Annotated in this window: 27 protein-coding genes and 1 tRNA gene; 14 read left to right on the forward strand and 14 right to left on the reverse strand. The window is 60.9% G+C overall.

Features of this window, described 5'->3' with window-relative positions; translation table 11 throughout:
• Positions 1-11: 11 nt before the first annotated feature.
• The 3 genes from AB7828_RS21615 to AB7828_RS21625 are packed head-to-tail and all read left to right on the forward strand — an operon-like array spanning position 12 to position 4,064.
• A complete protein-coding gene (locus AB7828_RS21615; RefSeq protein WP_441231121.1) occupies positions 12-617 on the forward strand; it encodes a K(+)-transporting ATPase subunit C in 606 nt (201 codons plus the stop codon).
• 40 nt (positions 618-657) lie between these two features.
• Positions 658-3,378 (forward strand): DUF4118 domain-containing protein, encoded by a 2,721-nt coding sequence (locus AB7828_RS21620; protein ID WP_441231122.1) that lies wholly within the window; start codon positions 658-660, stop codon positions 3,376-3,378.
• A complete protein-coding gene (locus tag AB7828_RS21625) occupies positions 3,375-4,064 on the forward strand; it encodes a response regulator (protein ID WP_175369389.1) in 690 nt (229 codons plus the stop codon). The genes AB7828_RS21620 and AB7828_RS21625 overlap by 4 nt, the downstream gene beginning before the upstream one ends.
• Positions 4,065-4,091: 27 nt before the next feature.
• On the opposite strand, the gene AB7828_RS21630 is transcribed toward AB7828_RS21625, so the two are convergent.
• Entirely contained in the window at positions 4,092-4,631 is a 540-nt protein-coding gene (locus AB7828_RS21630) for a MarR family winged helix-turn-helix transcriptional regulator (RefSeq protein WP_441231123.1), read from the reverse strand.
• 202 nt (positions 4,632-4,833) lie between these two features.
• Here AB7828_RS21630 and AB7828_RS21635 point away from each other — a divergent pair, with 202 nt between their 5' ends.
• Genes AB7828_RS21635 through AB7828_RS21645 form a run of 3 tightly spaced genes read left to right on the forward strand, consistent with a single transcriptional unit; the run spans position 4,834 to position 7,320 of the window.
• On the forward strand, positions 4,834-5,364 hold the full coding sequence (locus AB7828_RS21635; RefSeq protein ID WP_441231124.1) for a flavin reductase family protein: 531 nt from the start codon (positions 4,834-4,836) through the stop codon (positions 5,362-5,364).
• A 51-nt stretch (positions 5,365-5,415) separates the two neighbouring features.
• Positions 5,416-6,915, forward strand: a complete 1,500-nt coding sequence (locus tag AB7828_RS21640; RefSeq protein ID WP_175369391.1) for a 4-hydroxyphenylacetate 3-hydroxylase family protein — start codon at positions 5,416-5,418, stop codon at positions 6,913-6,915.
• A 24-nt stretch (positions 6,916-6,939) separates the two neighbouring features.
• Entirely contained in the window at positions 6,940-7,320 is a 381-nt protein-coding gene (locus AB7828_RS21645; protein WP_441231125.1) for a cupin, read from the forward strand.
• On the opposite strand, the gene AB7828_RS21650 is transcribed toward AB7828_RS21645, so the two are convergent.
• Positions 7,302-8,138: an NYN domain-containing protein gene (locus tag AB7828_RS21650; RefSeq protein WP_441231126.1), complete on the reverse strand. Its 837-nt coding sequence runs from the start codon at positions 8,136-8,138 to the stop codon at positions 7,302-7,304. The two genes, AB7828_RS21645 and AB7828_RS21650, sit on opposite strands and share 19 nt — an antisense overlap.
• 162 nt (positions 8,139-8,300) lie before the next feature.
• On the opposite strand from AB7828_RS21650, the gene AB7828_RS21655 reads away from it, so the two are divergent.
• From AB7828_RS21655 to ptsN, 7 genes are all read left to right on the forward strand, one after another.
• Positions 8,301-8,915, forward strand: a complete 615-nt coding sequence (locus tag AB7828_RS21655) for a ribonuclease D (protein WP_441231127.1) — start codon at positions 8,301-8,303, stop codon at positions 8,913-8,915.
• Positions 8,916-9,090: 175 nt separating this feature from the next.
• Positions 9,091-9,840, forward strand: a complete 750-nt coding sequence (lptC, locus tag AB7828_RS21660; protein ID WP_231078596.1) for an LPS export ABC transporter periplasmic protein LptC — start codon at positions 9,091-9,093, stop codon at positions 9,838-9,840.
• Between the two features lie 5 nt (positions 9,841-9,845).
• Positions 9,846-10,517 carry an LptA/OstA family protein gene (locus AB7828_RS21665; RefSeq protein WP_374725584.1) on the forward strand — a complete coding sequence of 224 codons (672 nt, stop codon included), beginning with the start codon at positions 9,846-9,848 and terminating at the stop codon, positions 10,515-10,517.
• Between the two features lie 197 nt (positions 10,518-10,714).
• Positions 10,715-11,731: an LPS export ABC transporter ATP-binding protein gene (gene lptB / locus AB7828_RS21670; RefSeq protein ID WP_441231128.1), complete on the forward strand. Its 1,017-nt coding sequence runs from the start codon at positions 10,715-10,717 to the stop codon at positions 11,729-11,731.
• 90 nt (positions 11,732-11,821) lie between these two features.
• A complete protein-coding gene (gene rpoN / locus AB7828_RS21675) occupies positions 11,822-13,498 on the forward strand; it encodes an RNA polymerase factor sigma-54 (RefSeq protein ID WP_441231129.1) in 1,677 nt (558 codons plus the stop codon).
• A 59-nt stretch (positions 13,499-13,557) separates the two neighbouring features.
• On the forward strand, positions 13,558-14,163 hold the full coding sequence (gene hpf, locus AB7828_RS21680) for a ribosome hibernation-promoting factor, HPF/YfiA family (RefSeq protein ID WP_089266375.1): 606 nt from the start codon (positions 13,558-13,560) through the stop codon (positions 14,161-14,163).
• A gap of 224 nt (positions 14,164-14,387) precedes the next feature.
• A complete protein-coding gene (gene ptsN, locus AB7828_RS21685) occupies positions 14,388-14,849 on the forward strand; it encodes a PTS IIA-like nitrogen regulatory protein PtsN (RefSeq protein ID WP_089266376.1) in 462 nt (153 codons plus the stop codon).
• 112 nt (positions 14,850-14,961) lie between these two features.
• Here ptsN and AB7828_RS21690 read toward each other — a convergent pair whose 3' ends face one another.
• The 10 genes from AB7828_RS21690 to AB7828_RS21735 all read right to left on the reverse strand — a co-directional run bounded on the left by AB7828_RS21690 (position 14,962) and on the right by AB7828_RS21735 (position 23,699).
• Entirely contained in the window at positions 14,962-15,489 is a 528-nt protein-coding gene (locus AB7828_RS21690; RefSeq protein WP_441231130.1) for a hypothetical protein, read from the reverse strand.
• 32 nt (positions 15,490-15,521) lie between these two features.
• The gene (locus AB7828_RS21695; RefSeq protein WP_441231131.1) at positions 15,522-16,109 is read right to left on the reverse strand and encodes a hypothetical protein; all 588 of its coding nucleotides are present in this window, start codon (positions 16,107-16,109) and stop codon (positions 15,522-15,524) included.
• Between the two features lie 357 nt (positions 16,110-16,466).
• Positions 16,467-16,733 carry a DUF1150 family protein gene (locus tag AB7828_RS21700; RefSeq protein WP_089266380.1) on the reverse strand — a complete coding sequence of 89 codons (267 nt, stop codon included), beginning with the start codon at positions 16,731-16,733 and terminating at the stop codon, positions 16,467-16,469.
• 106 nt (positions 16,734-16,839) lie between these two features.
• On the reverse strand, positions 16,840-17,265 hold the full coding sequence (locus AB7828_RS21705; RefSeq protein ID WP_068730313.1) for an Hsp20 family protein: 426 nt from the start codon (positions 17,263-17,265) through the stop codon (positions 16,840-16,842).
• 158 nt (positions 17,266-17,423) lie between these two features.
• Complete coding sequence (locus tag AB7828_RS21710; protein ID WP_441231132.1) at positions 17,424-18,521, reverse strand: sn-glycerol-3-phosphate import ATP-binding protein UgpC; 1,098 nt, start codon at positions 18,519-18,521, stop codon at positions 17,424-17,426.
• 6 nt (positions 18,522-18,527) lie between these two features.
• Entirely contained in the window at positions 18,528-19,376 is an 849-nt protein-coding gene (gene ugpE / locus AB7828_RS21715) for a sn-glycerol-3-phosphate ABC transporter permease UgpE (RefSeq protein ID WP_231078589.1), read from the reverse strand.
• Positions 19,376-20,257, reverse strand: a complete 882-nt coding sequence (ugpA, locus tag AB7828_RS21720) for a sn-glycerol-3-phosphate ABC transporter permease UgpA (RefSeq protein ID WP_089266387.1) — start codon at positions 20,255-20,257, stop codon at positions 19,376-19,378. The genes ugpE and ugpA overlap by 1 nt, the downstream gene beginning before the upstream one ends.
• A gap of 105 nt (positions 20,258-20,362) precedes the next feature.
• A complete protein-coding gene (ugpB, locus tag AB7828_RS21725) occupies positions 20,363-21,676 on the reverse strand; it encodes a sn-glycerol-3-phosphate ABC transporter substrate-binding protein UgpB (protein ID WP_441231133.1) in 1,314 nt (437 codons plus the stop codon).
• 166 nt (positions 21,677-21,842) lie between these two features.
• Entirely contained in the window at positions 21,843-23,051 is a 1,209-nt protein-coding gene (locus AB7828_RS21730; protein ID WP_089266390.1) for a CaiB/BaiF CoA transferase family protein, read from the reverse strand.
• A gap of 222 nt (positions 23,052-23,273) precedes the next feature.
• Positions 23,274-23,699 carry an organic hydroperoxide resistance protein gene (locus AB7828_RS21735; protein ID WP_089266392.1) on the reverse strand — a complete coding sequence of 142 codons (426 nt, stop codon included), beginning with the start codon at positions 23,697-23,699 and terminating at the stop codon, positions 23,274-23,276.
• 161 nt (positions 23,700-23,860) lie between these two features.
• Between AB7828_RS21735 and AB7828_RS21740 the strand changes: the two genes are divergently transcribed.
• Positions 23,861-24,319, forward strand: a complete 459-nt coding sequence (locus tag AB7828_RS21740) for a MarR family winged helix-turn-helix transcriptional regulator (RefSeq protein WP_175369404.1) — start codon at positions 23,861-23,863, stop codon at positions 24,317-24,319.
• 69 nt (positions 24,320-24,388) lie between these two features.
• Here the strand turns inward: AB7828_RS21740 and AB7828_RS21745 are convergent.
• Positions 24,389-24,464 (reverse strand) — tRNA-Ala (locus tag AB7828_RS21745).
• Positions 24,465-24,545: 81 nt separating this feature from the next.
• Positions 24,546-24,959 carry a TIGR02300 family protein gene (locus AB7828_RS21750; RefSeq protein WP_068730321.1) on the reverse strand — a complete coding sequence of 138 codons (414 nt, stop codon included), beginning with the start codon at positions 24,957-24,959 and terminating at the stop codon, positions 24,546-24,548.
• Positions 24,960-25,092: the final 133 nt, after the last annotated feature.

Below are 25,092 nucleotides of genomic sequence, written 5' to 3' on the forward strand. Positions count from 1 at the left end.
GGAGTTACATTATGTTGAGAGAAATTCGCCCAGCCATCGTTCTGCTGCTCGGCCTCACGGCCATCACCGGTCTCGGCTACCCGCTCGCGATGACGGGCGTCGCTGAAGCGATTATGCCGAACCAGGCGCAAGGCAGCCTCATCGAACGGGACGGCAAGGTTGTCGGCTCGTCCCTGATCGGTCAGGAATTCAAGGGTGAGGAATACTTCCACGGCCGCCCGTCGGCGACCCTGGGTCCCGACCCGCAGGATTCCACAAAGACGGTGCCGCAGCCTTACAATGCTATCAACTCGATGGGCTCCAATCTCGGCCCGACCAGCAAGGCGCTGATCGACCGCGTGAAGGAGGACGTCGAGAAACTGAAGGCCGAGAACCCGTCGATGCCGGTGCCGATCGATCTCGTGACCACCTCGGGCAGCGGTCTCGACCCGAACATTTCGCCGGAGGGTGCGCTGTTTCAGGTGCCTCGCGTCGCCAAGGCGCGCAAGCTGCCGGAGGATCGCGTCCGTCAGCTGGTGACAGATAAGGTCGAAGGCCGCCTCGGCGGTCTGCTAGGCGAACCGCGCGTTAACATTCTTGCCTTGAACCTCGCGCTGGACGCCGCCGCACTGAAGTAGGCCGTCTAGGCCGCAGCCGTAGCGGAGACTATATTGCCTTATGGCAAATCAGCGCCGCGATCCCGATCAACGACCTTCGCCTGAGGCCTTGCTGGAAACAGCAAGGCGCGAGGAGGGCGTGGCCGGGCGGCTGAAGATCTTCGTCGGCGCCGCCCCCGGCGTCGGCAAGACTTATGAGATGCTGCAGAGCGCCCATGCCAGGCGCAAGGCGGGCGTCGATGTGGTGGTCGGTGTCGTCGAGACCCATGGCCGCGCCGAGACCGAGGCGTTGCTCACGGGTCTTGAAGTCGTTCCCCGGCGCCGTATCGATCACAAGGGTCAAGTTCTCGAGGAAATGGACCTCGATGCCTTGATCGCACGGCGGCCGCAGATCGCATTGGTGGACGAACTCGCCCATACCAACGCGTCCGGCAGTCGGCATCCGAAACGTTATCTCGACGTCGCGGAACTATTGGCCGCAGGGATCGACGTCTACACGGCAGTCAATATCCAGCACATCGAAAGCCTGAATGATGTGGTCGCCCAAATCACTCATGTGCGGGTGCGCGAGACCGTGCCGGATTCGGTGTTCGATCGTGCAGACGCCATCGAGCTGATCGACCTCACCCCGGACGATCTGATCCAGCGCCTGAAGGAAGGCAAGGTCTACGTTCCCAAACAGGCCGAGCGCGCGCTGGAGCATTATTTCTCGCCTGGCAATCTCACGGCGTTGCGCGAGCTGGCGTTGCGACGGACGGCCGACCGGGTCGATGAGCAATTGCTCACGCATATGCAGGCCAATGCCATTGCCGGCCCGTGGGCTGCCGGCGAACGCATTCTGGTCTGTATCAGTGAGGACCCGCGCTCAGCCGGGCTGGTGCGCTACACCAAGCGTCTCGCGGATCGGCTTCACGCGCCGTGGACGGCGGTCAGCATCGAGACGCGACGCAGCCTTCAACTCACCGAAGAACAGCGCGACCGGCTTGCTGATACGTTGCGGCTCGCCGAGGCGCTTGGCGCCGAAGCCCTAACGATTCCGGGCGCAGGCCGGCGCATCGCCGACGATCTGCTCGGCTATGCGCATGCCAATAACGTCACCCAGATCGTGATAGGCAAGGCATCGCGGTCATGGTGGTTCGAATTGGTGCGCGGTTCGGTGGTGCATGATCTCGTGCGGCGCGCCGGCAATATCAGCGTGCATGTGATCGCCGGCGATGCACTGCCGACGGAGCCGGCTGCGAAACGTGCGCAGATGACCGACCGCGTCGAGCCGTTCGATGCAAAGCCCTATATTGCGGCGCTGGCGGTCGTGGCGCTGGCTCTTGGAGCCGCAACGCTGCTGCGTCCGATCTTCGGGATCGAGAATGTCGATCTGATGTTTCTCACCGCCGTGGTCGGCGTCGCCGTGCGCTTTGGTCTCTGGCCATCGCTGCTGGCGAGCGTCGTGGCATCGCTGAGCTATAATTTTTTCTTCCTGCCACCGGTCTATACGCTCACCATCACCGATCCGACCAATGTGGCGGCCTTCTTCTTCTTCATGCTGATCGCCATTCTCGTGTCCAATGTCGCGGCGCGGGTGCGCACCCAGGCCGTCTCGGCCTTTGGCCGTGTGCGCACAACCGAGTCGCTCTATGCGTTCAGCCGCAAACTCGCGGGTACGGCGGCGCTTGACGACGTGCTGTGGGCGAGCGCGTATCAGATCGCATTGATGCTGAAGGTGCGGGTTGTGTTGCTGTTGCCGGAGCAGGGTGTGATCACCGTCAAGGCCGGATATCCGCCTGAGGACGAATTGGACAAGGCGGATCTGGCCGCTGCCAACTGGGCCTGGAGCAATGATCGCCCGGCGGGGCGTGGGTCCGATACGTTACCCGGCGCGAAGCGGCTGTTTCTTCCCATGCGCACCGGCCGTGGGCCGATCGGCGTGATCGGCATCGACGATGACCGTACGGGTCCGCTGCTGACGCCGGACCAGCGCCGGTTGCTGGATGCGCTTGTGGATCAGAGCGCACTCGCCATCGAGCGCGTACAACTCGTCGAAGACATGGACCGTGCGCAGCGCAACGTCGAATCCGATAGGTTGCGTCAGGCGCTGCTGACCTCGATCTCGCATGATCTGAAGACGCCGCTGGCCTCCGTGCTCGGTGCGGCTTCCACGCTGCGCGATCTATCGCCGAAGCTCAGCGAGGCCGAGAAGGCCGATCTGCTCGGTACGGTAATCGACGAATCCGAACGGCTGAACCGCTTCATCGCCAATCTGCTGGATATGACCAAGCTGGAATCCGGTGCCGTGGTGCCGAATGCAACGCTGCAGGATCTCACCGAGATCGTCGGTAGCGCGCTGCGCCGGGCCGGCAAGATCCTCAGCAGGCATCGCGTCGCGCTCGATCTGGCGCCAAACCTGCCGATGCTGGAGCTTGATGCGGTATTGTTCGAGCAGGTGCTGTTCAATCTGCTCGACAATGCCGCGAAATATGCCCCGGATGACACCACCATCACGATCAGGGCCATGCGCGATGCGGACTCAGTCTCGCTGCAGGTGACGGACGAGGGGACGGGCATTCCACCCGCCGATCTCGAGCAGGTGTTCGATAAATTCTATCGCGCCAACAAGGGCGATCACGTTCGGGCGGGCACCGGCCTCGGCCTTGCGATCTCCCGGGGCTTTGTTGAGGCAATGCGTGGCACTATTTCGGCCACCAATCGCGCCGACCGATCAGGCGCCGTGCTGACCATCCGCCTTCCCATCCCGCCGGCCTCCGAAGCTCTGGACACCGCCGCATGAACACCGCCGCCATCAAGGTCCTGGTCATCGATGATGAGCCGCCGATCCGCAAATTGCTGCGCATGGGCCTCAGCACCCAGGGTTATGACATCCTTGAGGCCAGCAACGGCAAGATCGCGCTGGAGAAATTGGCGGAGAAGCCCGCTTTGATCATTCTCGATCTGGGCCTGCCGGACATCCAGGGCCACGATCTGCTGCAGATGATTCGCGCCCGCGACGACAGCGTGCCGATCGTGGTGCTGTCCAGCCGCGGCGATGAAGCTGGCAAGGTGCAGGCGCTCGATCTCGGTGCCGACGACTATCTCACCAAGCCGTTTGGCATGGATGAGCTGCTGGCACGCATGCGGGCCGCGCTCAGGCATCAGCTACAGGTTCATGGCGAGCGGCCGGTATTCCGCTCCGGGGAATTGTCGGTCGATCTGGTGCGTCGCATCGTCAAGGTGGGTGACCGTGAGGTGAAACTGTCACCAAAGGAATATGAGTTGCTGCGGGTCCTGGTGCAGCATGCCGGCAAGGTGCTGACCCATCGGTTTCTGCTGAAGGAATTGTGGGACGAGCTCACCGACGCACAATATCTGCGCGTTTATGTCCGCCAGCTGCGTCAAAAGATCGAGCTCGATCCGGAGCGCCCGCAATTCGTCCTGACCGAAACGGGTATCGGCTACCGGCTGCGCGCCGGAGAATAGCTAACGACAAACCCGTCAAACAGCAGGTTATTTGGTCTGCCGGGCGGCCGATGCCGGTGCGTTGTAGTCCAGCAGCCGGATCGCCTCGTCGGCGGCGTCCACCATCTCCGACATCAGCTTGCGCGTTCGCTCGAAATCCGCAGCCGACATGCTGCGAAACAGCATATCGTTCACCGGACGCTGAACGGGTGCCAATTCATTGAGCAGCGCGCGCGCTTTCGGCGTGATGGTCAGAATGACACGGCGGCGATCTTCCTCATCGGTCTCTTTTTCAACAAGGCCGTTTGATACCAGCTTGTTGATCTCGATCGTAATGAACGCGCCGCTGAAGTGCAGGTGCTCGGCGACCTGATTGACGCCGATCTTCTCATCCGTGCCGCTCAAATGAGCAATGGCAATCAGCACGGTGTATTGCGTGCCGGACAGGCCGATCACTGCGCCGAGTTGCCCGCGCACAGCCTGAAGCCGCGCCGAAAACGCCAATGTGTCATGGACAAATTGACGGAAAGCCCGATCCGATCCGTCGACCATCAATTGTGGCCGCGAAATCGTCGGTTCTACCTTCATTTTACGTGATTTGCTCTTAATCGCCATCAGGTCCCCGCACACCTATGAGTCGTATAGCGGCGGCGTTACGCACAAACAAGTTGGAACCAGTGCGTTTTGATAGCAGGCCAGCCATGCTTGACAGCGCGCACTTTCGTTCGATAATATAGCTTTGTTATAAAGCTAATGCGCGTCGTTCAGGTTTCGCGATCAGGAGATGACCATGGGCGCCACTGCGGACGTGGATCCTCGCGCCTTCCGACAGGCGCTCGGACAGTTTGCCACCGGCGTCGCCGTGATCACGGCCGAAGCGGCCGATGGCCAGGCGATCGGCTTGACCATGAGTTCGTTCAACTCGGTCTCGGTGGACCCGCCGCTGATCCTGTTCTCGATCGACCGCAAGGCCTTCAGCCTCAAGGCGATGACCGAGGCCAAAGGTTATGCCGTGAACATCCTCGGCCGCGATCAGGAGCATCTGTCGAACAAGTTCGCCAGGGCGCTCGGCGACAAGTGGGCGGCGGTCGAACATACGCTGGGCCATGAGGCGGCGCCCCTGATCGCCGGCGCGCTCGCACACTTCGAATGTGCGCCATACGCGCAATATGACGGCGGGGACCATGTGATCTTCGTCGGCCGGGTGGTGAAGTTCAGCGCCTATCCGGCCAACGAGCCGTTGGTCTTCTTCCGTAGGGCCTATCGCAGCCTTGCAAGCACCGAGCGCAGCCCGGAATGGCCGCTGCCGATGCACTACTGAAATAACGCACCTGAAAATGCTATCCATGACTGAAAGTGATCGAGGCAACCCATGATCAAGACCGGCGAACAGCATATCGCGAGCCTGCGCGACGGCCGTGAAATCTATCTCGATGGCGAGCTGGTGGATGACGTGACCACCCATCCGGCCTTCCGGGGGGCGGTGGCTTCGATCGGACGGATGTTCGATTTCCAGAGCGCGCCGGAAAATCGCGAGCTGATGACTTTCGAGACCGAGACTGGCACCCGAGCCAACCGGATCTGGGAATTGCCCGGCAGCTATGATGCGCTGGTCAATCGTCGCCGTGGCCTGGAGGCCTGGACCGAGCTGCATGCCGGCTTCATGGGCCGCGCGCCGGATCACGTCGCTTCGTGCATCGCCGGCATGTATATGGGCGTCGAGGTATTCGAGGCCTACGACAAGGATCGCGCGAAGGCGCTGGCGGATTACTATCGCTACGCCCGCGACAACGATCTTTACCTCACTTATGTGATCATCAACCCGCAGGCCGACCGCTCCAAGAGCGCGGCCGAGCAGGCCGATCCGTTCCTGTCGGCGGGCGTAGTGTCGCGCGATGCCGAGGGCCTGACGATCCGTGGCGCCAAGATGTTGGCCACCGGCGGCATCATGGCGAACGAGGTGTTCGTCACCTGTATCCAGCCGCTGCAGCCCGGCGATGAGAAATATGCGGTGTCTTTCGCGGTTCCGATGAACACCAAGGGTCTGAAGGTTCTGTCGCGCAAGTCCTATGAAGCTGCGTCGCCGTCCGTGTTCGACAATCCGCTGTCGAGCCGCTTCGATGAAAATGATGCCGTGCTGTACTTCGACGACGTGAAGGTGCCTTGGGATCGGGTGTTCATCGTCGATGACATCGCGATGTGCCAGAAGCAGTTCCACGCGACCCCGGCGCATGTGTATCAGAACTATCAGGCCATGATCCGGCTCTCGGTGAAGCTGCGCTTCCTGATCGGGATCGCGCACCGGACCGCCGAGACCAACGGCATAGCCGGCTTCCCGCAGGTCAGGGAAATGCTCGGCCAACTCGCAGCCGAAGTGTCGATGGTCGAAGCCTTCGTCGTCGCGATGGAGACCAAGGGCACGCAGCGCGGCGCTCATTACGTGCCGGACCGGGCGATGCTGTATTCGGCACAGGTCCTCACCCAGCAGCTCTATTCCAAGGTCATCAACACGCTGCGCGAGCTCGCCGGCGGCGGCATGATCATGCTGCCGTCCTCGGTGAAGGATTTTGCCAATCCGGAATTGGCGCGTCTGATCGGCAAGACCCAGCAGTCCCCCGCGGCCAGCGCGACCGAGAAGGTCAAGTTTTACAAGCTGGCCTGGGACGCGGTCGGCTCCGAATTCGCCTCGCGTCACTCGCAATACGAGATGTTTTTCGCCGGCGCGACCTTCGTCACCAAGGGCCATGCGTTCCGCACCTATGACTGGATGAGGTCGGCGGCGTTGCTCGACAAGATGCTGTCCAGCTATGACCTTGCCGATGAAGTCTCCACCTCAACGGCGCCGGCTGCCTCGCCGCGCGCTGTCGCTTGATCTGTCCCCTCAGGAACACTGACCATGGCCATCAATAAACTTCACGACGAATTCCGCACCGTCGATATGTCTTCGGGATGGGAGACGCCCGCGGGCTATCCGGCCGGCATCCAGCAGAAGATCCTGTCGGGGGCGCTCGACGAAGTGAACAAGCGTGGCAGCCGCACCCGCTTGCTGCGCTTCGAGCCGGGCGTCTACACCACCGAGCCGTTCGTGCACGAATATTGGGAAGAAGTATTCCTGTTCACCGGCGACCTGATCGTCGGCAATGACAAGCATGGCAATGGCGGCGAGTCCTTCAAGCCTAACACCTATGCCTGCCGTCCGCCCGGCGCCTATCACGGCCCGTTCAAGTCGATCGGTGGCTGCGTGCTGATGGAAATCCACTATTTCGATCCGGCCTGAGCCGTTTCGCGTCTCCTCCTGATGGCGGCGCGCTTTCTTCGTGGCGCGACCGCTGCTTCTTCGGAAGGTTTCTCCTCGGCCGGCGTGGCCGTCTTCGGTTTGATCCGAAGTCGCAAACGTCCGGTCGAGCCCTCTCCGACCTCGAATGTCTCCATTTTGCGCACTAGGTCGCTCAGCTTCTTGAAGCCGTAGGTGCGGACGTCGAAGTCAGACACCGTGTTCGGAAGTTGTTCTCCGACCCGGTCCAGATTGACCCAGCCGTCTTCGTTGCTCAGTTGGGATACCACTTTTTCCAGAATGGGAACTGCGGCAGCGGGGCTTTGCAAGGCTGCCGGCTTTGACGATTGCTCCGTGCTTGCCGTCGCACGCTCGGATCTCAGGTTCTCCGTATAGATGAAGCGCCGGCACGCCTGCCGAAAACTCTCGGGTGTTTTCCGCGTGCCGAAGCCGTAGACGTCAGCGCCCTGCTCGCGGAGCCGTGAGGCGAGACGTGTGAAGTCGCTATCGGAGGACACCAGGCAAAAGCCGTCGAACCGCCCGCTATGCAGCAGGTCCATCGCGTCGATCACCAGCGCGATGTCGGACGAGTTCTTGCCCTTCGTGTAGGCGAACTGTTGGTAAGGATCTATGGCGTGTTTTTGCAGGATGTCGGCCCAGGATCTGAGCTGCGGACTTGAGAAGTCGCCGTAGATCCGGCGAACGCTGGCTTCGCCGAATTTGGAGATTTCCTCGAACAAGCTGCCAGCAATCTGCGGAGACGTGTTGTCGGCATCGATCAGGACCGCGAAACGGGGCAAACGCTGCTGTGCGACGTTCATCTGCAACCTCTGCCCGCTGGATGAATGGCCCGCTCAGTCTGTCAGCTTTTTGCTGCAGGCGAAACATACCTGGGGGAGCGTATCTCTCGTCAGCCCGGCCATTGCGCGGTAAAGTCACCCAAATCCCGCGAATCGCGGGCGCTGAAAGAGGCAATTGAGACCATGACCATCCGCCTGCATCGCGGCGATCTACCAGATCTGAGCCGCTACACCGATTCAGTTGCGATCGACACCGAGACCATGGGTCTCAATCCGCATCGCGACCGGCTATGCGTGGTGCAGCTTTCGCCCGGCGATGGAAGCGCCGATGTCGTACAGATCCCGATGGGCCACACGGATGCGCCGAACCTGAAGAAGCTGCTCGGCGATCCCAAGGTGACCAAGATCTTCCACTTCGCGCGGTTCGATCTCGCTGCTCTCTACAATGCGTTCGGCGTCATGCCCGAGCCGGTCTATTGCACCAAGATCGCCTCCCGCCTGTGTCGCACCTATACCGACAGGCATGGTCTCAAGGATCTGGTCCGCGAAGTCCTCGGCGTGGATCTGTCGAAGCAGCAGCAGTCGAGCGACTGGGGCAGTCAGACCCTCAGCGAGGCCCAGCTATCCTATGCGGCGTCGGACGTGCTGCATCTGCATGGGCTGCGCGAGCGGTTGAACGTCATGCTGGCGCGCGAGGGCCGCACCGAACTGGCGCAGGCCTGTTTTGACTTCCTCCCGACCCGGGCCAAACTGGACCTCTCAGGCTGGGAAAATGAGGACATTTTCGCTCATTCGTGACCGGCCTGCGGCGAAGTGACTTTCTGAAACAGTTCAGGGTCCCTCCCGCCGCGTTTCGGTCATACTCCTCGTTCTGGTGGGCGGGGCTGCAAACCGGTGCATTTCAGCGTAGACTGGCGCCGGTTTGGCAGGCCTTTCGGTGTGGCCCTTTTTGTCATGGCCCGTTGGAGCGACGGTGAGTTCAGTTCAGATTCCCAGCTATCAGGCGGGCATGGATGCGCGGTTCAGGGCCGCGGCACGCCATAGCCGTCTGGTGCGTCTGCTGCGGATTGCTGTCCCTGCCGTCGTGATCCTGTCGATGGCGGCAATTGTCGGCGTGTCGATCTTCAATCCGTTCCGGATCCTCGCCAAATTGCCGCTCGACATGGGCAATCTGGTCGTTTCGGGGACCAAGATCACCATGGAGACGCCGCATCTGGCCGGTTTCTCGCCGGACGGACGGCCCTATGAGTTATGGGCCAAGGCTGCGACGCAGGATCTGACAGATCCCGACAATGTCGAACTAACAACCTTGCGCGCCAAGGTGATGATGGAAGACAAGTCGACAATGACGATGGATGCCCGCACCGGGAAGTTCAATTCGAAATCGCAGATGCTCTATCTGTATCAGGACATTTTCCTGCAAACCACGACCGGCTACGAAGCCAAGCTGACACAGGCGAACATTGATATTGCCAATGGCACGGTCACGTCGGACGAACCGGTCGATGTCAAACTTCTCAACGGCACTCTGCTCGGGCAACGGATGCGCATCACGGAACACGGTGAGCTGGTTCGGTTCGAGGGCGGTGTGTCGATGAACCTGAAGATGGACCCGCCTTCGCCGGATGCTACGGCACAGCCTGAGACCGTGGCAGAGCCTGAAGTCGCGCCGGAGCCCGTGAAACCGCGGGCCGCCAACGGCAAGCGCGCCAACGCGAAATGAATGTGATGATTTTTCCCGTAAGCAATGTCCGATTCCGCGGGGTGACCGGCGCTGCGATCGCTGTGCTCTTGCTCATTCTGGTAGGTGACGCAAATGCGCAGAGCGCGGTGCAGGGTGTGCCGAACGCGATGCAGGGCTTCTCGCAGAATCGCGATCAGCCCATCCAGATCGAGGCCGCATCGCTGGAAATGCGCGACAAGAAAAAGGAAGCGACCTTCGCAGGCGATGTGAAGGTCGTCCAGGGCGACACCACGATGAAGTCGAAGACTCTCGTGGTCTTCTATGACGGCGGCGGCTCCGCGAACGAGCCGGCGGCCAAGGCTGCGCCCAAGGCGCCGATCAAGGCGGCGCAGCCGGGCCCGGGCGGTTCGTCGGCGATCAAGCGGCTTGAAGCGCGCGGCGGCGTCATCGTCACCCAGAAGGACCAGGTCGTCACCGGCGAGACGGCGGTGTTCGACACCCGGACCAATCTCGTCACCATGCAGGGCAATGTTGTGCTTACCCAGGGCAAGAATGTACTGCGCGGCGATCGTCTGACCGTGGATATGACCACGGGCACCTCACGCGTCGAATCCAACAGCGGCAGGGTCCAGGGCATGTTCGAGTCGTCCGGCCAGAAGGGTGGCGGTGGCCCGACTTCGATCATACCCGGGCCTGGAGGCGGAAAACCCAAGTAACTCGAAGGGTTTATCGATAGGGGCGAGCCGGATCCGGTTGAATCTGGCTGCGTAACCCGTTATCGCCATTGTTTTAATCGACATGGAAGGCTTGGCGTTCGGCTGGGCAAGGGACATCTAGTCCGCCATGCTGTTCCCAGTGATCGAACATGCCGCGACCTGGCGCGGATGACGTTTAGAGGCTGATCGAAGCGCGAATGGTTGATTTCCTCGGCATGTTCCGTCGGCGCGCTCCAAAACGCGGTCCGCAAGGCTTTGCACGCTCGCCGGTCGACATCACGGCGCTCGGCGACAGCATGGGCGACATGCTGGGCAGCCCCAGCCGCGAGGCGCCGCCCTTGGCGCGCACCGCTCCGGCCGATACGCCCCAGGTTCCGCAGGCTCGGGCGGAGGCGCCGCGTGCCACACAGCCTGCGCCGGCCCGCCGTCCGGACAAGGCGCCGCAGCGGCCCCGGACCAACGGCGCCGCCGCACCAAAAGCTGCCCCGCGTGCGGGCTATCTGGCCGTCCATAATGTGAAAAAGAGCTTCGGCTCACGCCAGGTCACCCGCGGCGTCAGCATTTATGTTCGTCGTGGTGAGGCCGTCGGCCTGCTCGGACCGAACGGTGCCGGCAAGACCACGGTGTTCTACATGATCACCGGCCTGATCAAGCCCGACAGCGGCGCCATTGAGCTTGACGGCCACGACGTCACCCAGCTGCCGATGTATCAACGTGCGCGCCTCGGCATCGGCTATCTGCCGCAGGAAGCCTCGATTTTTCGCGGCCTCACGGTCGAGCAGAACATCCGTGCGGTGCTGGAGGTCGTCGAGCCCAGCCGCAAGAAGCGCGAGCGCGAGCTCGACGGGCTGCTCGAAGAGTTCAACATCCAGAGACTGCGCAAGTCGCCGTCGATCGCGCTGTCCGGCGGTGAGCGCCGCCGCGTTGAAATTGCGCGCGCGCTGGCGACGCGGCCGAATTACATGCTGCTCGACGAGCCCTTTGCCGGCATCGACCCGATTGCGGTGGGGGATATTCAGGACCTGGTTCGTCACCTGACCAATCGCGGCATCGGCGTGCTCATCACCGACCACAACGTGCGCGAAACGCTGGGGCTGACAGACCGCGCCTACATCGTCTATGCTGGTGAAATCCTGACGGAGGGATCTCCTGAGGAGATCGTGGCTGACCCGGACGTGCGTCGCCTTTACCTTGGCGAGGAATTCCGCCTCTAGACCAAATTTACAATTCGTCAAGCCGTGTACATCAGGCCGGGAAAGAGATAAGCAAGAAACGGACCAACTTTTGGATCGGTTTTTGCCTCCATGGCGCTGACGCAGAGACTAGAGTTCCGGCAATCCCAGTCGCTGGTGATGACGCCGCAGCTGATGCAGGCCATCAAGCTGCTGCAGCTGTCGAATCTCGATCTCGCAACCTTTGTCGAAGATGAACTGGAGCGCAATCCGCTGCTGGAACGCGCCAGCGACGGTCCTGAGCCGCCAGTGGCCGGCGAGGCCAGCCCCGAGCGCAGCGAGTTTTCCAGCCAGGACGAGGCGGGCTATGCCTCCGGCCACGACGATGGCGGTGACCATTCCGATTTTTCCGATCGTTCAGGCGGCGACAGCTTCGATGCGCCGGCGCCCGACGAGTGGATGAACCGCGAACTCGGCACCCGCGCCGAGATCGAACAGACCCTGGACACCGGGCTGGATAACGTCTTTTCCGAAGAGCCGGCCGAAACCGCCGCACGCAACGCACAAGACGCTGCTCCGACCGCCTATACCGAATGGGGCGGCGGCGCCTCCAACGACGACAGCTACAATCTTGAGGCCTTTGTTGCCGCGGAAGTGACGCTCGGCAGCCATCTCGCCGAACAGCTCTCGGTGGCGTTCTCGTCGCCCGCGCAGCGGATGATCGGTCAGTATCTGATCGATCTCGTTGATGAGGCCGGCTACCTGCCGCAAGATCTTGGCGACGTGCATGAGCGGCTGGGTGCCTCTGTTGACGATGTCCAAAATGTTCTCGGTGCGTTGCAGAAATTCGATCCGCCGGGTGTCTGCGCGCGCAGTCTCAGCGAATGTCTCGCAATCCAGTTGCGTGAACAGAACCGTTACGACCCCGCGATGCAGGCATTGGTCGAGCATCTCGATCTCCTGGCCAAGCGCGACATCGGCAATCTCAGAAAAATCTGCGGCGTCGACGACGAAGATCTGACCGACATGATCGGTGAGATTCGCAGACTCGATCCGAAGCCCGGTCTGAAGTTTGGCTCGGCGCGAACACAGACCGTAGTGCCTGATGTCTATGTGCGGCCGGGTCCTGATGGCGGCTGGCATGTTGAGTTGAACAGCGACACACTGCCGCGCGTTCTCGTGAACCAGGTTTATTATTCCGAATTGTCGAAAACGATCCGTAAGGATGGCGACAAGTCGTACTTCACGGATTGTCTACAGAATGCGACCTGGCTGGTGCGTGCGCTCGATCAGCGCGCGCGTACTATCCTGAAGGTTGCGACCGAGATCGTCCGGCAACAGGATGGCTTCTTCACGCAGGGTGTTGCGCATCTGCGGCCGTTGAATCTCAAGGCGGTTGCTGATGCCATTCAAATGCATGAATCGACCGTGTCGCGCGTCACCGCCAATAAGTACATGGCGACAAATCGCGGCAGCTTTGAATTGAAATACTTCTTTACGGCGTCGATCGCGTCGGCTGATGGCGGCGAAGCGCATTCGGCTGAAGCGGTGCGACATCACATCAAGCAATTGATTGATGGAGAAAGTCCTTCTCTTATTCTTTCGGACGACACGATCGTGGAACGCTTGCGCGAAGCCGGAATTGATATCGCGCGCCGTACCGTTGCCAAATACCGTGAAGCCATGCGTATCCCGTCTTCAGTTCAGCGCCGACGCGACAAGCAGAGTATGCTCGGCAATGCACTCACGGCACCCGCCACTCCGTCCGATAGGGCACCCGACCGATCCCGCGACACTGCACCAGCTTGATTGCACTCCCGTGGAAACGGGATACTGTCGGTTCAAGGCAGAAGAATCGAGGCATCAGCATGACCCTTCGTATCTCGGGAAAAAGCATCAATGTCGGAGACGCTTTGCGAGGCCGCGTGAGCGAGCGGACCGATGAGGTCCTTCGCAAATATTTCGATGGCAACTATTCCGGTCACATCACGCTCAGCAAAGACGGCTTCGGCTTCCGCACCGATTGTGCGTTGCATCTCGATTCCGGAATTACGCTCGAAGCGGACTCCAATGCAGCGGATGCTTATGCCAGTGCCGATCAGGCGTTGCTTCAGATCGAGAAACGTTTGCGTCGCTACAAGAGCCGGCTGAAGGATCGTTCCGCGCGCAAGACGCATGCTGAAAATCAGGCAATGGCTGAACTCACGGCCCCGACTTTGGACGCGCCGAGCTACATCCTTGAGGCGCCCGATCATGAGGGCGATGCCGACAGTGGCTACGATCCGGTCATCATTGCCGAATCGACCAGGTCGCTGAAGCGGTTCTCGGTGAGCGAAGCTGTCATGGAACTTGATTTCACCGGCGCGGCCGTCGTGCTATTCCTGCATGGCAGTACCGGTCGGGTGAATATCGTGTACCGCCGAGGCGACGGTAACGTGGGTTGGGTCGATCCACCGGTGGTTAAACCGTCCTGACGGCATTGACGCCCAAACGGCCCCTCCCTATGGTCCGCCGCCTTTGACAGGGTTATACCGGTCAATGGATTTCGCATGGGGGGTTCCGGTGCTAGAGTACGTCCGGGCGTTCGCGCCCGGCGCGTTTTCCATCACAGGGAACGATGTCCCTTTCCAGTCTTTCTTGACGCTGCCGGTTTTGGTTCTAACTACCCGCTGACGGTCAAACATCCTCGGAACGGTCAATGACGATTACCGATCTGGTCGCGCCCGAGGCGATAATCCCGGCGTTGAAGGTCAACAGCAAGAAGCAGGCGCTGCAGGAGCTCGCTGCGCGCGCTTCCGCGCTCACCGGTCAGAACGACCGCGCCATTTTCGAGGTGCTGTTGCAGCGTGAGAAGCTCGGTACGACGGCCGTGGGCTATGGCGTTGCCATTCCGCATGGCAAGTTGCCGAAGCTCGACAAGCTGTTCGGCCTGTTTGCGCGTCTCGATCGTCCGATCGATTTCGAGGCCATGGACGGCCAGCCAGTCGATCTGGTGTTTCTGCTGCTGGCGCCGGAAGGTGCGGGCGCCGATCATCTGAAGGCGCTGGCGCGGATCGCGCGTCTGCTACGCGATCAGGACGTCGCCAAAAAGCTGCGTGCCTCCCGTGACGCGCAGGCGATTTATTCCGTGCTCGCTTTGCCGCCGGCGACAGCCGCCTAACCGGCTCATCCCGCAGCTTACGCGGGAATCGCCCGGTTGGACCGGGCGATTCTCCTACTCCGAACCATATCCCTGCTTGCGCGGAGATAGAAGGCTGGTTGGCCTTGCCAGCTTATGCCGCGAATTCCTTGGCCGAGATTGGAGCGAGCGACTCGTTGCGCACCACCTGCCGCGCGGTGATCGATGCGAGCTCGTTCATGGCTGCAGAGGCAGCTTCGGCCTGCGTTTCGGCACGGATCGATTCTGCTTCATCCGCTGCAGCGACTGCGCGCGATGATGCTGCCATCCGCAGTGCTGTCTGGATCTCGTTGGAATCCGCGCCGCTCTTGAGCAGCAGCAACGTCAGCAGCGCCTTGACGTCGGAATTCATCGCGTCTGCGCTCTGCTTCATGCGTCGCACGGCCGGTGACGTTTCAGGAACGTTGACGGCGGTTACGGGACGAAGCTTGGCGACGTTGCTGCCTGAAGCTTCTATGCCCTGCATGCGCATCGGATTGGCATATTCTTCCGCCATCATTACCCGCGATGCGGCAGCAAGCTGCAGAGCATTGTGAATCTCCGGCGAACTGGTGCCGGTCTTCAGCAACAGCAAAGTGAGGAGAGCTTTGACGTCCGAGTTCATCGCGGCAGTGTTTTGCATTGTGTTCCTCGCTTGTGAGAAGAGTGACTGAGCTAGTTGAAACGTCGTCCGAACAGCTTTTCGAAGAAGGTTGGTTGTGGCGGCTCGGGGTGAGTGATTTCAGCGACGAGTTTGGGTGGCTTGGGGCGCCGGACGTCACGCTTCACCCGCAGCTTTGACAGCAGCATGGTCGGCCCAGGCATGGCCGCGGGCTCGGCGAAGGTCGTGAGCGTGCCGTCCTCGAGGCTGCCGCGGATCAGGATTGGTGAGAGAAATATGGGATCTGCGAGTGCAGCAGCCGTCGCAAGGCGCGCGTTATTTAGAGTGCCGAGGCTCTGAACGGCCTCGATACTCCATTGCCCGAGCGGCAAGCGGTCTGACTTGGTCACGAAAGGCGGGCTGCTGTCGGGTGCGATGATGGGAGGGACGGTGCCGTCGGCGCGCATCAAGAATACGGTGGCAGCTGCGCAGCCCGGTGCAAAGACGAGGATCGCGAAACAGGCTGCGATCACCGGCCGACTATCAAAATCCCAGGAGCCGGTCCGGGGAACTGCCTCTGATTTTGGAGCGGTGATCGTTGCACCGAAGCTCCGTAGCAAGTCTTCGACTTGAACTATCTGGGCTTGTGTCGATCCATTCATGGCGACCTCGAATCTCAACATGACCAGATTTTCTCAAGTCATGGTGAATGCGTGGTCACCATTTTCTTCTGTGAAACGGCAGCAAAGATCAGGCGCAATGATGCCATCGCGTCGGATATCCAGATTGCTATTGATAGGGGGATCAGTTTTTCAGATGGCGCAGCGGATGAGAGGTCGCGTGCGAATCGATTGCGTCCGATGATGTGCTCACGATATTGACGACGGGTTAAATAGATACCGCGTCATGCAAGCCGAGCGCCTGCGCGTGATGATCGTCGTTTGGACGCTGGGATACTCGACATTGGGATACGCGGCTGTCACCGCGTATCCTGACGCCTGCATGCTGGCCAGTTCGCGTTAGTGAACGCTGACGGTCTGCAATTCCTGGCTCCATGCATTCGCGATCGCCGCTTCACGGCTGTCGGTGAGCATGATCGGCGTGCCGTCGGCGGCGTGCAGCGCGAACAGCTGCAATCCGGGCGCAATCTCCGGCGCCTGCGGGAACAGTCCCGGCACATCTTCCGAGCGAACCGGCTTCACATAGGCGATCATACCTTCGCCCAGATGCGCCAATGCTTCGGTGGTGACGGCGGCATTTTCATTGATCGTAACAACTTCAGTCATCGTCTCGACTCCTTCTATGAGATCAAGCGGTCGAGTCCGCTACTCGTTCCATGTTCAGGATGCATGACCTGATCGAAAACCGGAAACCAGTTTGTCGCATCATGCATTATTCGTGTTCATTGATAGCGATTGTCTTAATGACCCTTTCAGGCTCAGGCCTGGCCAGATCAATCGACAACAGCCCGTTCTTCAGATCCGCACCTAGCACCAGCATCCCCTCTGCCAGCACGAAGGTGCGCTGGAAGTGGCGCGCGGCGATGCCGCGATGGATGTATTGCCGGGTCTTGTCGTCCTGCTGGCGGCCCCGGATCACGAGCTGGTTTTCCTCGGTGGTCACATCGAGCTGATCGCGGGTGAAACCTGCGACCGCCAGCGTGATCCGCAGGCGTTCGGGTTGACCGTTGTTACGGTCGCACCGCTCGATGTTGTAAGGAGGATAACCGTCGGCGCCTTTGACGACGCGATCGAGCGCACGCTCAATCTCGTCGAATCCCAAAAGGAACGGACTAGATAACGAAGGAACACGAGACATACCTACAAAGCCCTCTCGAAGCGACTTTGAGGGGCCCTTACGGCACCCCTGGCCAATCGGCACTCTGCCAACCGGTCAATCAACAATATGGGCATGCCAAAGCCCGGTTCAAGCACTTCTAAATTGCCGGAAAACCGTTACTAAGGCCTTGAAACCGATCAGATATCGATCCGGTTGCGGCCGTTAGCGCTGAACAGGTGCAGTTTGTCGCGGGGGGCAGTGGCGCGGATCGAAGCACCGATGGCCGGGGCATCCTGGCCAGGGATACGCACGATGACCTCGCCCTCGGGCAGCTCGCCCGGAGTGGCACTGACGGCCCTCTCGGCCCGCGCACGGGTGCCATAGACGAAGGTTTCCGCGCCCACCCGCTCGATGGCCTCGACCGTCAGGTTCAGCGTGATGCCGCCGTCAGCTGCCGCCTCGCCGGAGATTGCAAGGTCTTCCGGCCGGACGCCCAGGATACCGGCCTCGGCAGCGCTGCGGCTGTCGCCAGCGAACTGCGCACGGATCTCATCGCCGCCCAGCTTGATCAGGTTCATCGGCGGCGCGCCGATAAAGGAGGCGACGAAAGTGGTCGCCGGCTTGCGGTAGATATCGAGCGGACTGCCGATCTGCTCGACCTGGCCACCGTTCATTACCACCAGAATATCCGCCAGCGTCATCGCCTCCAACTGATCGTGGGTGACGTAGATCGACGTCGTCTTGAGGCGACGTTGCAGCTTCCGGATTTCGACCCGCATGGCAACGCGCAGCTTAGCATCGAGATTGGACAGTGGCTCGTCGAACAGGAACACTTTCGGCTGGCGGACGATGGCGCGGCCCATGGCAACGCGCTGGCGCTGGCCGCCGGACAATTGTCTGGGCTTGCGATCGAGCATGCCGGCGAGTTCGAGTGTCTGAGCGGCTTCGCGTACGCGCGTATCGATCTCCGGCTTCGGCATGCCCCTGTTGCGCAGGCCGTAGGCCATGTTGTTGTAGACGCTCATATGCGGATAGAGCGCGTAATTCTGAAACACCATGGCGATGTCGCGATCCGCCGGCTCGATCTCGTTGACGACACGGCCGCCAATATCGACCTCGCCGGAGGTGACGGTTTCGAGGCCGGCAACCATGCGCAGCAAGGTCGACTTGCCGCAGCCGCTTGGTCCTACCAGCACGCAGAACTGGCCGTCGCCGATATCGAAATCGATGCCTTTGATGGCCTCGAAGCCGCCGGGATAGGTCTTACGGACGTTGCGCAGCGAAACATTGGCCATCTGAATTTACTTCTCCGTCTCGACCAGGCCGCGCACGAACAGCCGCTGCATGAACACCACCACGGCGACAGGAGGCACCATCGCAAGAATCGCCGTCGCCATCGCGAGCTGCCATTCAGCGAGTTCATCCGTCGTCGTCAGCATCTTCTTGATGCCGGTGACAATGGTCTGCATGGATTCCTGCGTCGTGATCAGCAGCGGCCACAGATACTGGTTCCAGCCATAGATGAACTGGATCACGAACAGCGCTGCCATCGTCGTGACCGACAGTGGCAGCAGCGTATCCTTGAAAAAGCGAAAGGGACCGGCGCCGTCGATGCGTGAGGCTTCGAGCAATTCATCGGGGATGGTCATGAAGAACTGGCGAAACAGCAGCGTGCCGGTGGCCGATGCGATCAGCGGCAGGATCAGCCCGGCATAGGTGTCGAGCATCTTCAGATCGGCGATCACCTTGTAGGTCGGATAGATACGGACCTCGACCGGCAGCATCAGCGTCACGAAGATGATCCAGAACGCCGTCTGGCGGAACGGAAAACGGAAATACACCACGGCATAGGCGGAGAGGATCGAGATCACGATCTTGCCGAGCGCGATGCCCATTGCCATGACGAACGAGTTCATCAGCATATGGCCGACCGGCTCGCGGCTGGCGCGCGATCCGCCGACGAAGATCGCCCGGTAGTAGTTCTCCAGCGTATGACTGCCCGGCAGCATCGGCATGTTGCCGTTGACCACCGTTGCTGCGTCATGTGTCGAGGCGATCAGTGCGACATAGACCGGGAACACGACGATGAACACGCCGAGTGTCAGGATCGCGTAAGCGAGGATGTCGTTCCAGCGGCGGTGCTCGACCATCAGTACTGCACCTTGCGCTCGACATAGCGAAACTGGATGGCCGTGAGCGCGATCACGATAACCATCAGGATCACCGACTGCGCTGCCGATCCGCCGAGGTCGCCGCCGAGCCTGCCGTCGGCATAGACCTTGTAGACCATGGTGGTCGTCGCCCCGGCCGGCCCGCCGCCGGTGACCGCGTCGATGATGCCGAAGGTGTCGAAAAACACATAGACGACGTTGACGACCAGCAGGAAGAACGTGGTCGGCGACAGCAGCGGGAACGTGATCGTCCAGAATCGCCGATACGGCCCGGCGCCATCAATCGCCCCGGCCTCTAGTACGCTGCGCGGGATCGCCTGCAGGCCGGCCAGGAAGAACAGGAAATTATAGGCGATCTGCTTCCACACCGCGGCCATGACGACGAGCGCCATGGCGTGGTTGCCGTTCAACATCGGATTCCAGTTGAAGCCCATCATGCGCAGCGGCCGTGCCATGGTGCCGAGGGAGGGATGGAAGATGAACAGCCACAGCACGCCGGCGACGGCCGGCGCCACCGCATAGGGCCAGATCATCATGACCTTGAAGGTCGGTGCTGCTTTCAGATTTTTGTCGGCCTGGGTGGCGAACAACAATGCGATCGACAGCGAGAGCGCCGCGACCAGCGACGAGAACACCACGGTCGTCGCCATTGCCTTGTAGTATTCCGGCTGGGCAAGCAGCGCCTGATAGTTCTCCAGCCCGATGAATTCCGAGTTCAGGCCGAACGCGTCCTCGCGCAAAAACGATTGCCAGACAGCCTGGCTGGCCGGCCAGTAGAAAAACACCAGGGTGATGACCAGCTGCGGCACGAGCAACAAATATGGCAGCAGCTTACCCTTGAAGACCGCGGACTTTTCCATGCAGTTCGTCGTGCCCCAGAAAGCAGCCTCATTCTGCTCATGTCATCGCCCGTCCAAGCGCGCAATTGCGCGCGAGGCCGGGCAACGACAGCGTCCGCTTGAATACTACTTCGCAGTCTTTTCGAAGGTCCGCAACATGGCGTTGCCACGGCTCACGGCGGTGTCGAGCGCCTGTTGTGCCGTCTTCTGGCCACCTAGCGCAGCCTCGATCTCTTCGGACCAGATGTCTCGCAACTGCACCATGTTGCCGAACCGCAGGCCGCGCGAATTTTCGGTCGGCTCCTTGTTGGTCAGCTCCTTCAGCGGGGTCTGCAGGATCGGGTTCTTGTCATAGAAACCGTCGGCCTTAGTCTTTTCATAGGCGGCCTTGGTGATCGGCAGATAACCGGACTCCTGATGCAGCTTGGCCTGACGATCTGTGTCGGACAGGAAGCTGAAGAATTTCGCGATGCCCTTGTATTCCTCAGGCTTCTTACCGCCCATCACCCATAGCGAAGCGCCGCCGATGATCGAATTCTGCGGCGCGCCGGTGACGTCGGGATAGTAGGGCATCGGCACCGAGGTAAAGGGGAATTTGGCGGTACCCTTCGCCGTCGCATAATAGCCGGACGAGGTCATGAAGAGCGGGCATTCGCCGGAGCCGAAGCGACTCTCGCTGGCATTGGCGCGACCGGAATAATCGTAGGTCTTGTCCTTCTGCAATTCGATCAGTGTCTGCAGATGTTTGACATGCAGTGGCGAATTGAATTTCAGCTCGGTGTCGAAGCCGTCGAGTCCGTTCGCCTTGGTACCGATCGGCACGTTGTGCCATGCCGAGAACTGCTCGATATTGGCCCAGGTCGCCCAGGCATTGGAGAAGCCGCAGGTCGCATAGCCAGCCGCCTTGAGCTTCTTGGCACCCTCGAACACTTCGGGCCAGGTCTTGGGAATCTCGGCAATGTTGGCCTTCTTCAGTGCATCCAGATTGACCCACATCACCATCGACGATGAGTTGAAGGGAAACGACAGCATTTCGCCCTTCGATGTCGAGTAGTAGCCGGTGATCGCGGGCAGATAGTTGTTTGGATCGAACGGCTCTCCCGCATCCTTCATCAGCTGATAGACAGGTTTGACGGCGCCCTTGGCGCTCATCATGGTCGCGGTACCGACCTCGAAGACCTGCAGGATGTGCGGTGCGGTGCCGGCGCGAAATGCTGCGATGCCGGCATTCATGGTGTCGGGATAGCTGCCCTTGAAGGTCGGGACCACCTTGTAGTCCGACTGGCTGGCATTGAAGTCAGCCGCGAGCTTGTTGACGATGTCGTTGTTGCCGCCGGTCATCGCGTGCCACCACTGGATCTCGGTCACCGCTTGCGCGGGCGAAGCGAGCGCCAGCGTGCATGCGAACAGAGTGGCGAGTGCGAATTGGGGGCGGATCATCCAGTTTCTCCCGTTAGCCGTCATCGTCTCGTTGCAACAAAGCTGCGCCGGATGACGTGCATGCGACATTTTGACAGCGCGGATGCTAGGCGGGAAATGGCGGCGTTGGGAAGCCGCAAAAAGTCGAAGACGAACGGGGCTGCAGATCGCGCAGCCCCGTGTTGTTTTATCGCTTGCGCTCGGAGCCGCTCACGGTTCCTTTGGCGACCAGCTCCTTGATTTCATCACCGGAGTAGCCGAACTCGGTGAGGATCTCGTTGAAGTGCTCGTTGAACTTAGGCGGCACGTGGCGCAGGCTCGCTTTGGTGCGGTCGAAGCGGACCGGCGAGGCGACGCCCTTGTACCAGTCCTTCTCGATGATATCGCCGCGATGCTTCGTGTGGGCATTGGCGAGCGCCTTGTCGATCGACTGCACCGGGCCGGCGGGGAGGCCGGCGCCAAGCAGACGCTCGCACAGCGGCGCGCTGTCGTGATCCTTCAGGATCGCTTCCAGCTCGGCACGCAGCGCATCGCGATTCTGCACGCGGTCGCGGTTGCGTGCGAAGCGCACGTCCGTGCCGAGCTCCGGCTTGCCAAGTTCGCGGCACAGCTTCCGGAAGGTGCCGTCATTGCCGACGCCCATGAAGATGTTGCCGTCGCGGGCAGCGAACACGGCGTAGGGCACCAGGTTCGGATGTTCGTTGCCGGTCAGCGCCGGCGGCTTGCCGCCATTGTAGAAATAGTTCGCGGTATGCGGATGCATGATCGCGAGGCCGGTTTCGTACAGTGTCGCCTCGACGAATTGACCGAGCCCCGATTTGGCACGCTCGGCGAGCGCCATCAGGATCCCGACGCAGGCATAGAGACCGGTCGCCATGTCGACGAGCGCGACGCCGATGCGGGTCGGGCCGCTTTCCTGCGAGCCGGTCGATGCCATCAGGCCGACCATCGACTGGATGATCGCGTCATAGCCGGGGTGCCCGCCATGTGGGCCGTCGCCGCCGAAGCCGGAGATGCGGCAATGGATCAGCTGCGGGAATTTCTCGCGCAGGAAATCGTTGCCGATTCCCCATTTGTCGAGCGTGCCGGGCTTGAAGTTCTCGATCATCACGTCGGCATTTTCGAGCATCCGCATCAGCACACTACGACCGCCGTCGGAGGCGAGGTCGAGACCGATCGAACGCTTGTTGCGGTTGGTGCCGATGAAATAGGCCGCATCGTCGTCGTGGAAGGGGGGGCCCCAGTCGCGAGTCTCGTCGCCGGCGGGCGGCTCGACCTTGACGACGTCAGCGCCGTGGTCGGCCAGAATCTGGGTGCAATAGGGTCCGCCAAGAACGCGCGACAGATCGATCACGCGCAGGCCGGCAATCGCGCCGGGAGCTATGGGCAAGCTCATTCAATCAGCCTTCTCTCAAGTGTCGTTGGGATATTTTTATGCCAGAGAGCATGTAAGGGCTGTCAGAGCTAGCGGGCTTCCGGCTGGTCAGCAATGGCCTTGTCCGGGCAGCGGCTATGGCCAGAGCGAGGGTATGGCGCAACCGCCAGACGAACGCGAACGGGCTCGGCCGATGGCCGAGCCCGTTCGTATCGAGAGTTAATTCGCTTGCGTCGCCGTAACTCAGACGATCACGGTGCGGACGTCGATATTGCCGCGTGTGGCGTTGGAATACGGGCAGACCTGATGCGCTTTCTCGACCAGCGCTTCAGCTTCTGCGCGCGCCAGACCCGGCAGGGAGACCGCGAGTTCGACATCGAGGCCGAAACCACCAGCCGAGCGCGGACCGATGCCCACCGTGGAGGTGACCGAAACGTCTGCGGGCACCTTGGGGCCGCCCTGCGAGCCCACGAACTTCATCGCGCCGATGAAACAGGCAGCATAGCCGGCCGCGAACAGCTGCTCGGGATTGTTGCCGGCGCCGCCTGCGCCGCCGAGTTCCTTCGGCGTGGTGAGTTTGACGTCGAGCGCGCCATCAAGCGTAGCGGCGTGGCCATCGCGGCCGCCGGTTGCCTTGGCGCTGGTCTTGTAGAGCACGTTGACAGACATGGTGGGTCTCCTCGTTGTTTGTGTCTTGCCCTATCATAATTGCGCACAATTAGATTGTGCGCAATACATAAAATGGACGGGGCAATCGAATTGTGCTCAACTGATCGTGAAGGGGTTTGGGTCTGGGATCACCTGTGGCCAAATAAGCTCCGGAGATAATCATGGCCAAGAAACCCGCACCTGTTCCGCTGCTGCAGCTCGATAACCAGCTCTGCTTTGCCGTCTATTCGACCGGCCACGCGTTCAACCGCGTCTACAAGCCGCTGCTGGACCGATTGAAGCTGACCTATCCGCAATATCTGGCGATGCTGGTGCTGTGGGAGCAGGACAATGTGCCGGTGAAGGACATCGGCGAGCGGCTGTTTCTCGATTCCGGCACGCTGACGCCGCTGTTGAAGCGGCTGGAAGCGGCCGGCCTGATCAAACGCACCCGCAGCATCGAAGACGAGCGGCAGATGCTGATCGCATTGACGGCGCAAGGTCAGGCGCTGCGTGAAAAAGCCAAGGCTGTGCCGCAGGGAATCCTCGCAGCGTCAGCCTGCACGGTCGGCGAAATGGCTGCGATGAAAAATGAACTCGTGGCGCTACGTGATCGGCTGAACGCAGCGCTCGGGGATTAGCGCGGTCATTCTCTACGAGGATGGGTTGGTGCGGCTTGCCGAGCCGAAGCTCGCGAAGCGAGCGAAGGATGGTGGAGCCAGGCGGGATCGAACCGCCGACCTCTTGCATGCCATGCAAGCGCTCTCCCAGCTGAGCTATGGCCCCAATACCTGCGACGCACTGGGTGGGGCGTCGCGCGGCAAACCAAGATCACATATCAGGAGTGATCTCAAGTCTCTTCTGAGCTTAACTTTCTTCGTCGCCCGAGACGTCGCCGATGATGTCGGTCACGTCCTCATCGCCTTCTTCTTCGTCGGCAATGAAGGTCGAATCATCGTCCTCATCGTCATCGATGGTGTCATCGACTTCGATATCGTCCTCGGATTCCAGCACGGCAGCCTTCTTGCCGGTATTTTCCTCGGCGTCGGCTTCCTCCAGCGAGACCAATTCTTCGCTCTCGGCGGCTTCCGGAGTTTCCGCGGCGGCAGATGCTGCAGCTGCGCGTGCGGCTGCATCCGCGCGGGTCCGCGGCGGCGCAATCGGCGCAATCGGCACAACCTCGCCCGTATAAGGCGAAATCACCGGGCTCTTGTTGAGGTCGTAGAACTTCTTGCCCGTCGTGGGGCAAATGCGTTTGGTTCCGAGATCGGATTTGGCCACGTGAAGGGTCCTGGGGATTTTTTGAAAAACGGTGCTTCACTTGGCTAGTTGACGCGCCCCTGTCAATAGCGGTTTGCGTGAGAATGACCGCTGCGTGACGCAGCGTGGCTCATATGCTACGAGCCGCCTGCGC

Origin of the sequence: Tardiphaga sp. 215_C5_N2_1, from assembly GCF_052076055.1 — a bacterium.
Lineage (GTDB): Bacteria > Pseudomonadota > Alphaproteobacteria > Rhizobiales > Xanthobacteraceae > Tardiphaga > Tardiphaga robiniae.

Excerpts from the sequence above, each read along its gene's own strand:
- hpf (WP_089266375.1), top strand. The coding sequence starts at position 13,558 with ATGACCCTTCGTATCTCGGGAAAAAGCATCAATGTCGGAGACGCTTTG.
- AB7828_RS21740 (WP_175369404.1), top strand. The coding sequence starts at position 23,861 with ATGGCCAAGAAACCCGCACCTGTTCCGCTGCTGCAGCTCGATAACCAG.
- AB7828_RS21620 (WP_441231122.1), top strand. The coding sequence starts at position 658 with ATGGCAAATCAGCGCCGCGATCCCGATCAACGACCTTCGCCTGAGGCC.
- ugpB (WP_441231133.1), bottom strand. The coding sequence starts at position 21,676 with ATGATCCGCCCCCAATTCGCACTCGCCACTCTGTTCGCATGCACGCTG.
- AB7828_RS21735 (WP_089266392.1), bottom strand. The coding sequence starts at position 23,699 with ATGTCTGTCAACGTGCTCTACAAGACCAGCGCCAAGGCAACCGGCGGC.
- AB7828_RS21645 (WP_441231125.1), top strand. The coding sequence starts at position 6,940 with ATGGCCATCAATAAACTTCACGACGAATTCCGCACCGTCGATATGTCT.
- AB7828_RS21665 (WP_374725584.1), top strand. The coding sequence starts at position 9,846 with ATGATTTTTCCCGTAAGCAATGTCCGATTCCGCGGGGTGACCGGCGCT.
- lptB (WP_441231128.1), top strand. The coding sequence starts at position 10,715 with ATGGTTGATTTCCTCGGCATGTTCCGTCGGCGCGCTCCAAAACGCGGT.
- AB7828_RS21705 (WP_068730313.1), bottom strand. The coding sequence starts at position 17,265 with ATGTCTCGTGTTCCTTCGTTATCTAGTCCGTTCCTTTTGGGATTCGAC.
- AB7828_RS21710 (WP_441231132.1), bottom strand. The coding sequence starts at position 18,521 with ATGGCCAATGTTTCGCTGCGCAACGTCCGTAAGACCTATCCCGGCGGC.
- ptsN (WP_089266376.1), top strand. The coding sequence starts at position 14,388 with ATGACGATTACCGATCTGGTCGCGCCCGAGGCGATAATCCCGGCGTTG.
- AB7828_RS21730 (WP_089266390.1), bottom strand. The coding sequence starts at position 23,051 with ATGAGCTTGCCCATAGCTCCCGGCGCGATTGCCGGCCTGCGCGTGATC.
- AB7828_RS21650 (WP_441231126.1), bottom strand. The coding sequence starts at position 8,138 with ATGAACGTCGCACAGCAGCGTTTGCCCCGTTTCGCGGTCCTGATCGAT.
- AB7828_RS21640 (WP_175369391.1), top strand. The coding sequence starts at position 5,416 with ATGATCAAGACCGGCGAACAGCATATCGCGAGCCTGCGCGACGGCCGT.
- AB7828_RS21655 (WP_441231127.1), top strand. The coding sequence starts at position 8,301 with ATGACCATCCGCCTGCATCGCGGCGATCTACCAGATCTGAGCCGCTAC.
- AB7828_RS21690 (WP_441231130.1), bottom strand. The coding sequence starts at position 15,489 with ATGCAAAACACTGCCGCGATGAACTCGGACGTCAAAGCTCTCCTCACT.
- AB7828_RS21615 (WP_441231121.1), top strand. The coding sequence starts at position 12 with ATGTTGAGAGAAATTCGCCCAGCCATCGTTCTGCTGCTCGGCCTCACG.
- ugpA (WP_089266387.1), bottom strand. The coding sequence starts at position 20,257 with ATGGAAAAGTCCGCGGTCTTCAAGGGTAAGCTGCTGCCATATTTGTTG.
- AB7828_RS21635 (WP_441231124.1), top strand. The coding sequence starts at position 4,834 with ATGGGCGCCACTGCGGACGTGGATCCTCGCGCCTTCCGACAGGCGCTC.
- AB7828_RS21630 (WP_441231123.1), bottom strand. The coding sequence starts at position 4,631 with ATGAAGGTAGAACCGACGATTTCGCGGCCACAATTGATGGTCGACGGA.
- rpoN (WP_441231129.1), top strand. The coding sequence starts at position 11,822 with ATGGCGCTGACGCAGAGACTAGAGTTCCGGCAATCCCAGTCGCTGGTG.
- AB7828_RS21625 (WP_175369389.1), top strand. The coding sequence starts at position 3,375 with ATGAACACCGCCGCCATCAAGGTCCTGGTCATCGATGATGAGCCGCCG.
- ugpE (WP_231078589.1), bottom strand. The coding sequence starts at position 19,376 with ATGGTCGAGCACCGCCGCTGGAACGACATCCTCGCTTACGCGATCCTG.
- AB7828_RS21695 (WP_441231131.1), bottom strand. The coding sequence starts at position 16,109 with ATGAATGGATCGACACAAGCCCAGATAGTTCAAGTCGAAGACTTGCTA.
- AB7828_RS21700 (WP_089266380.1), bottom strand. The coding sequence starts at position 16,733 with ATGACTGAAGTTGTTACGATCAATGAAAATGCCGCCGTCACCACCGAA.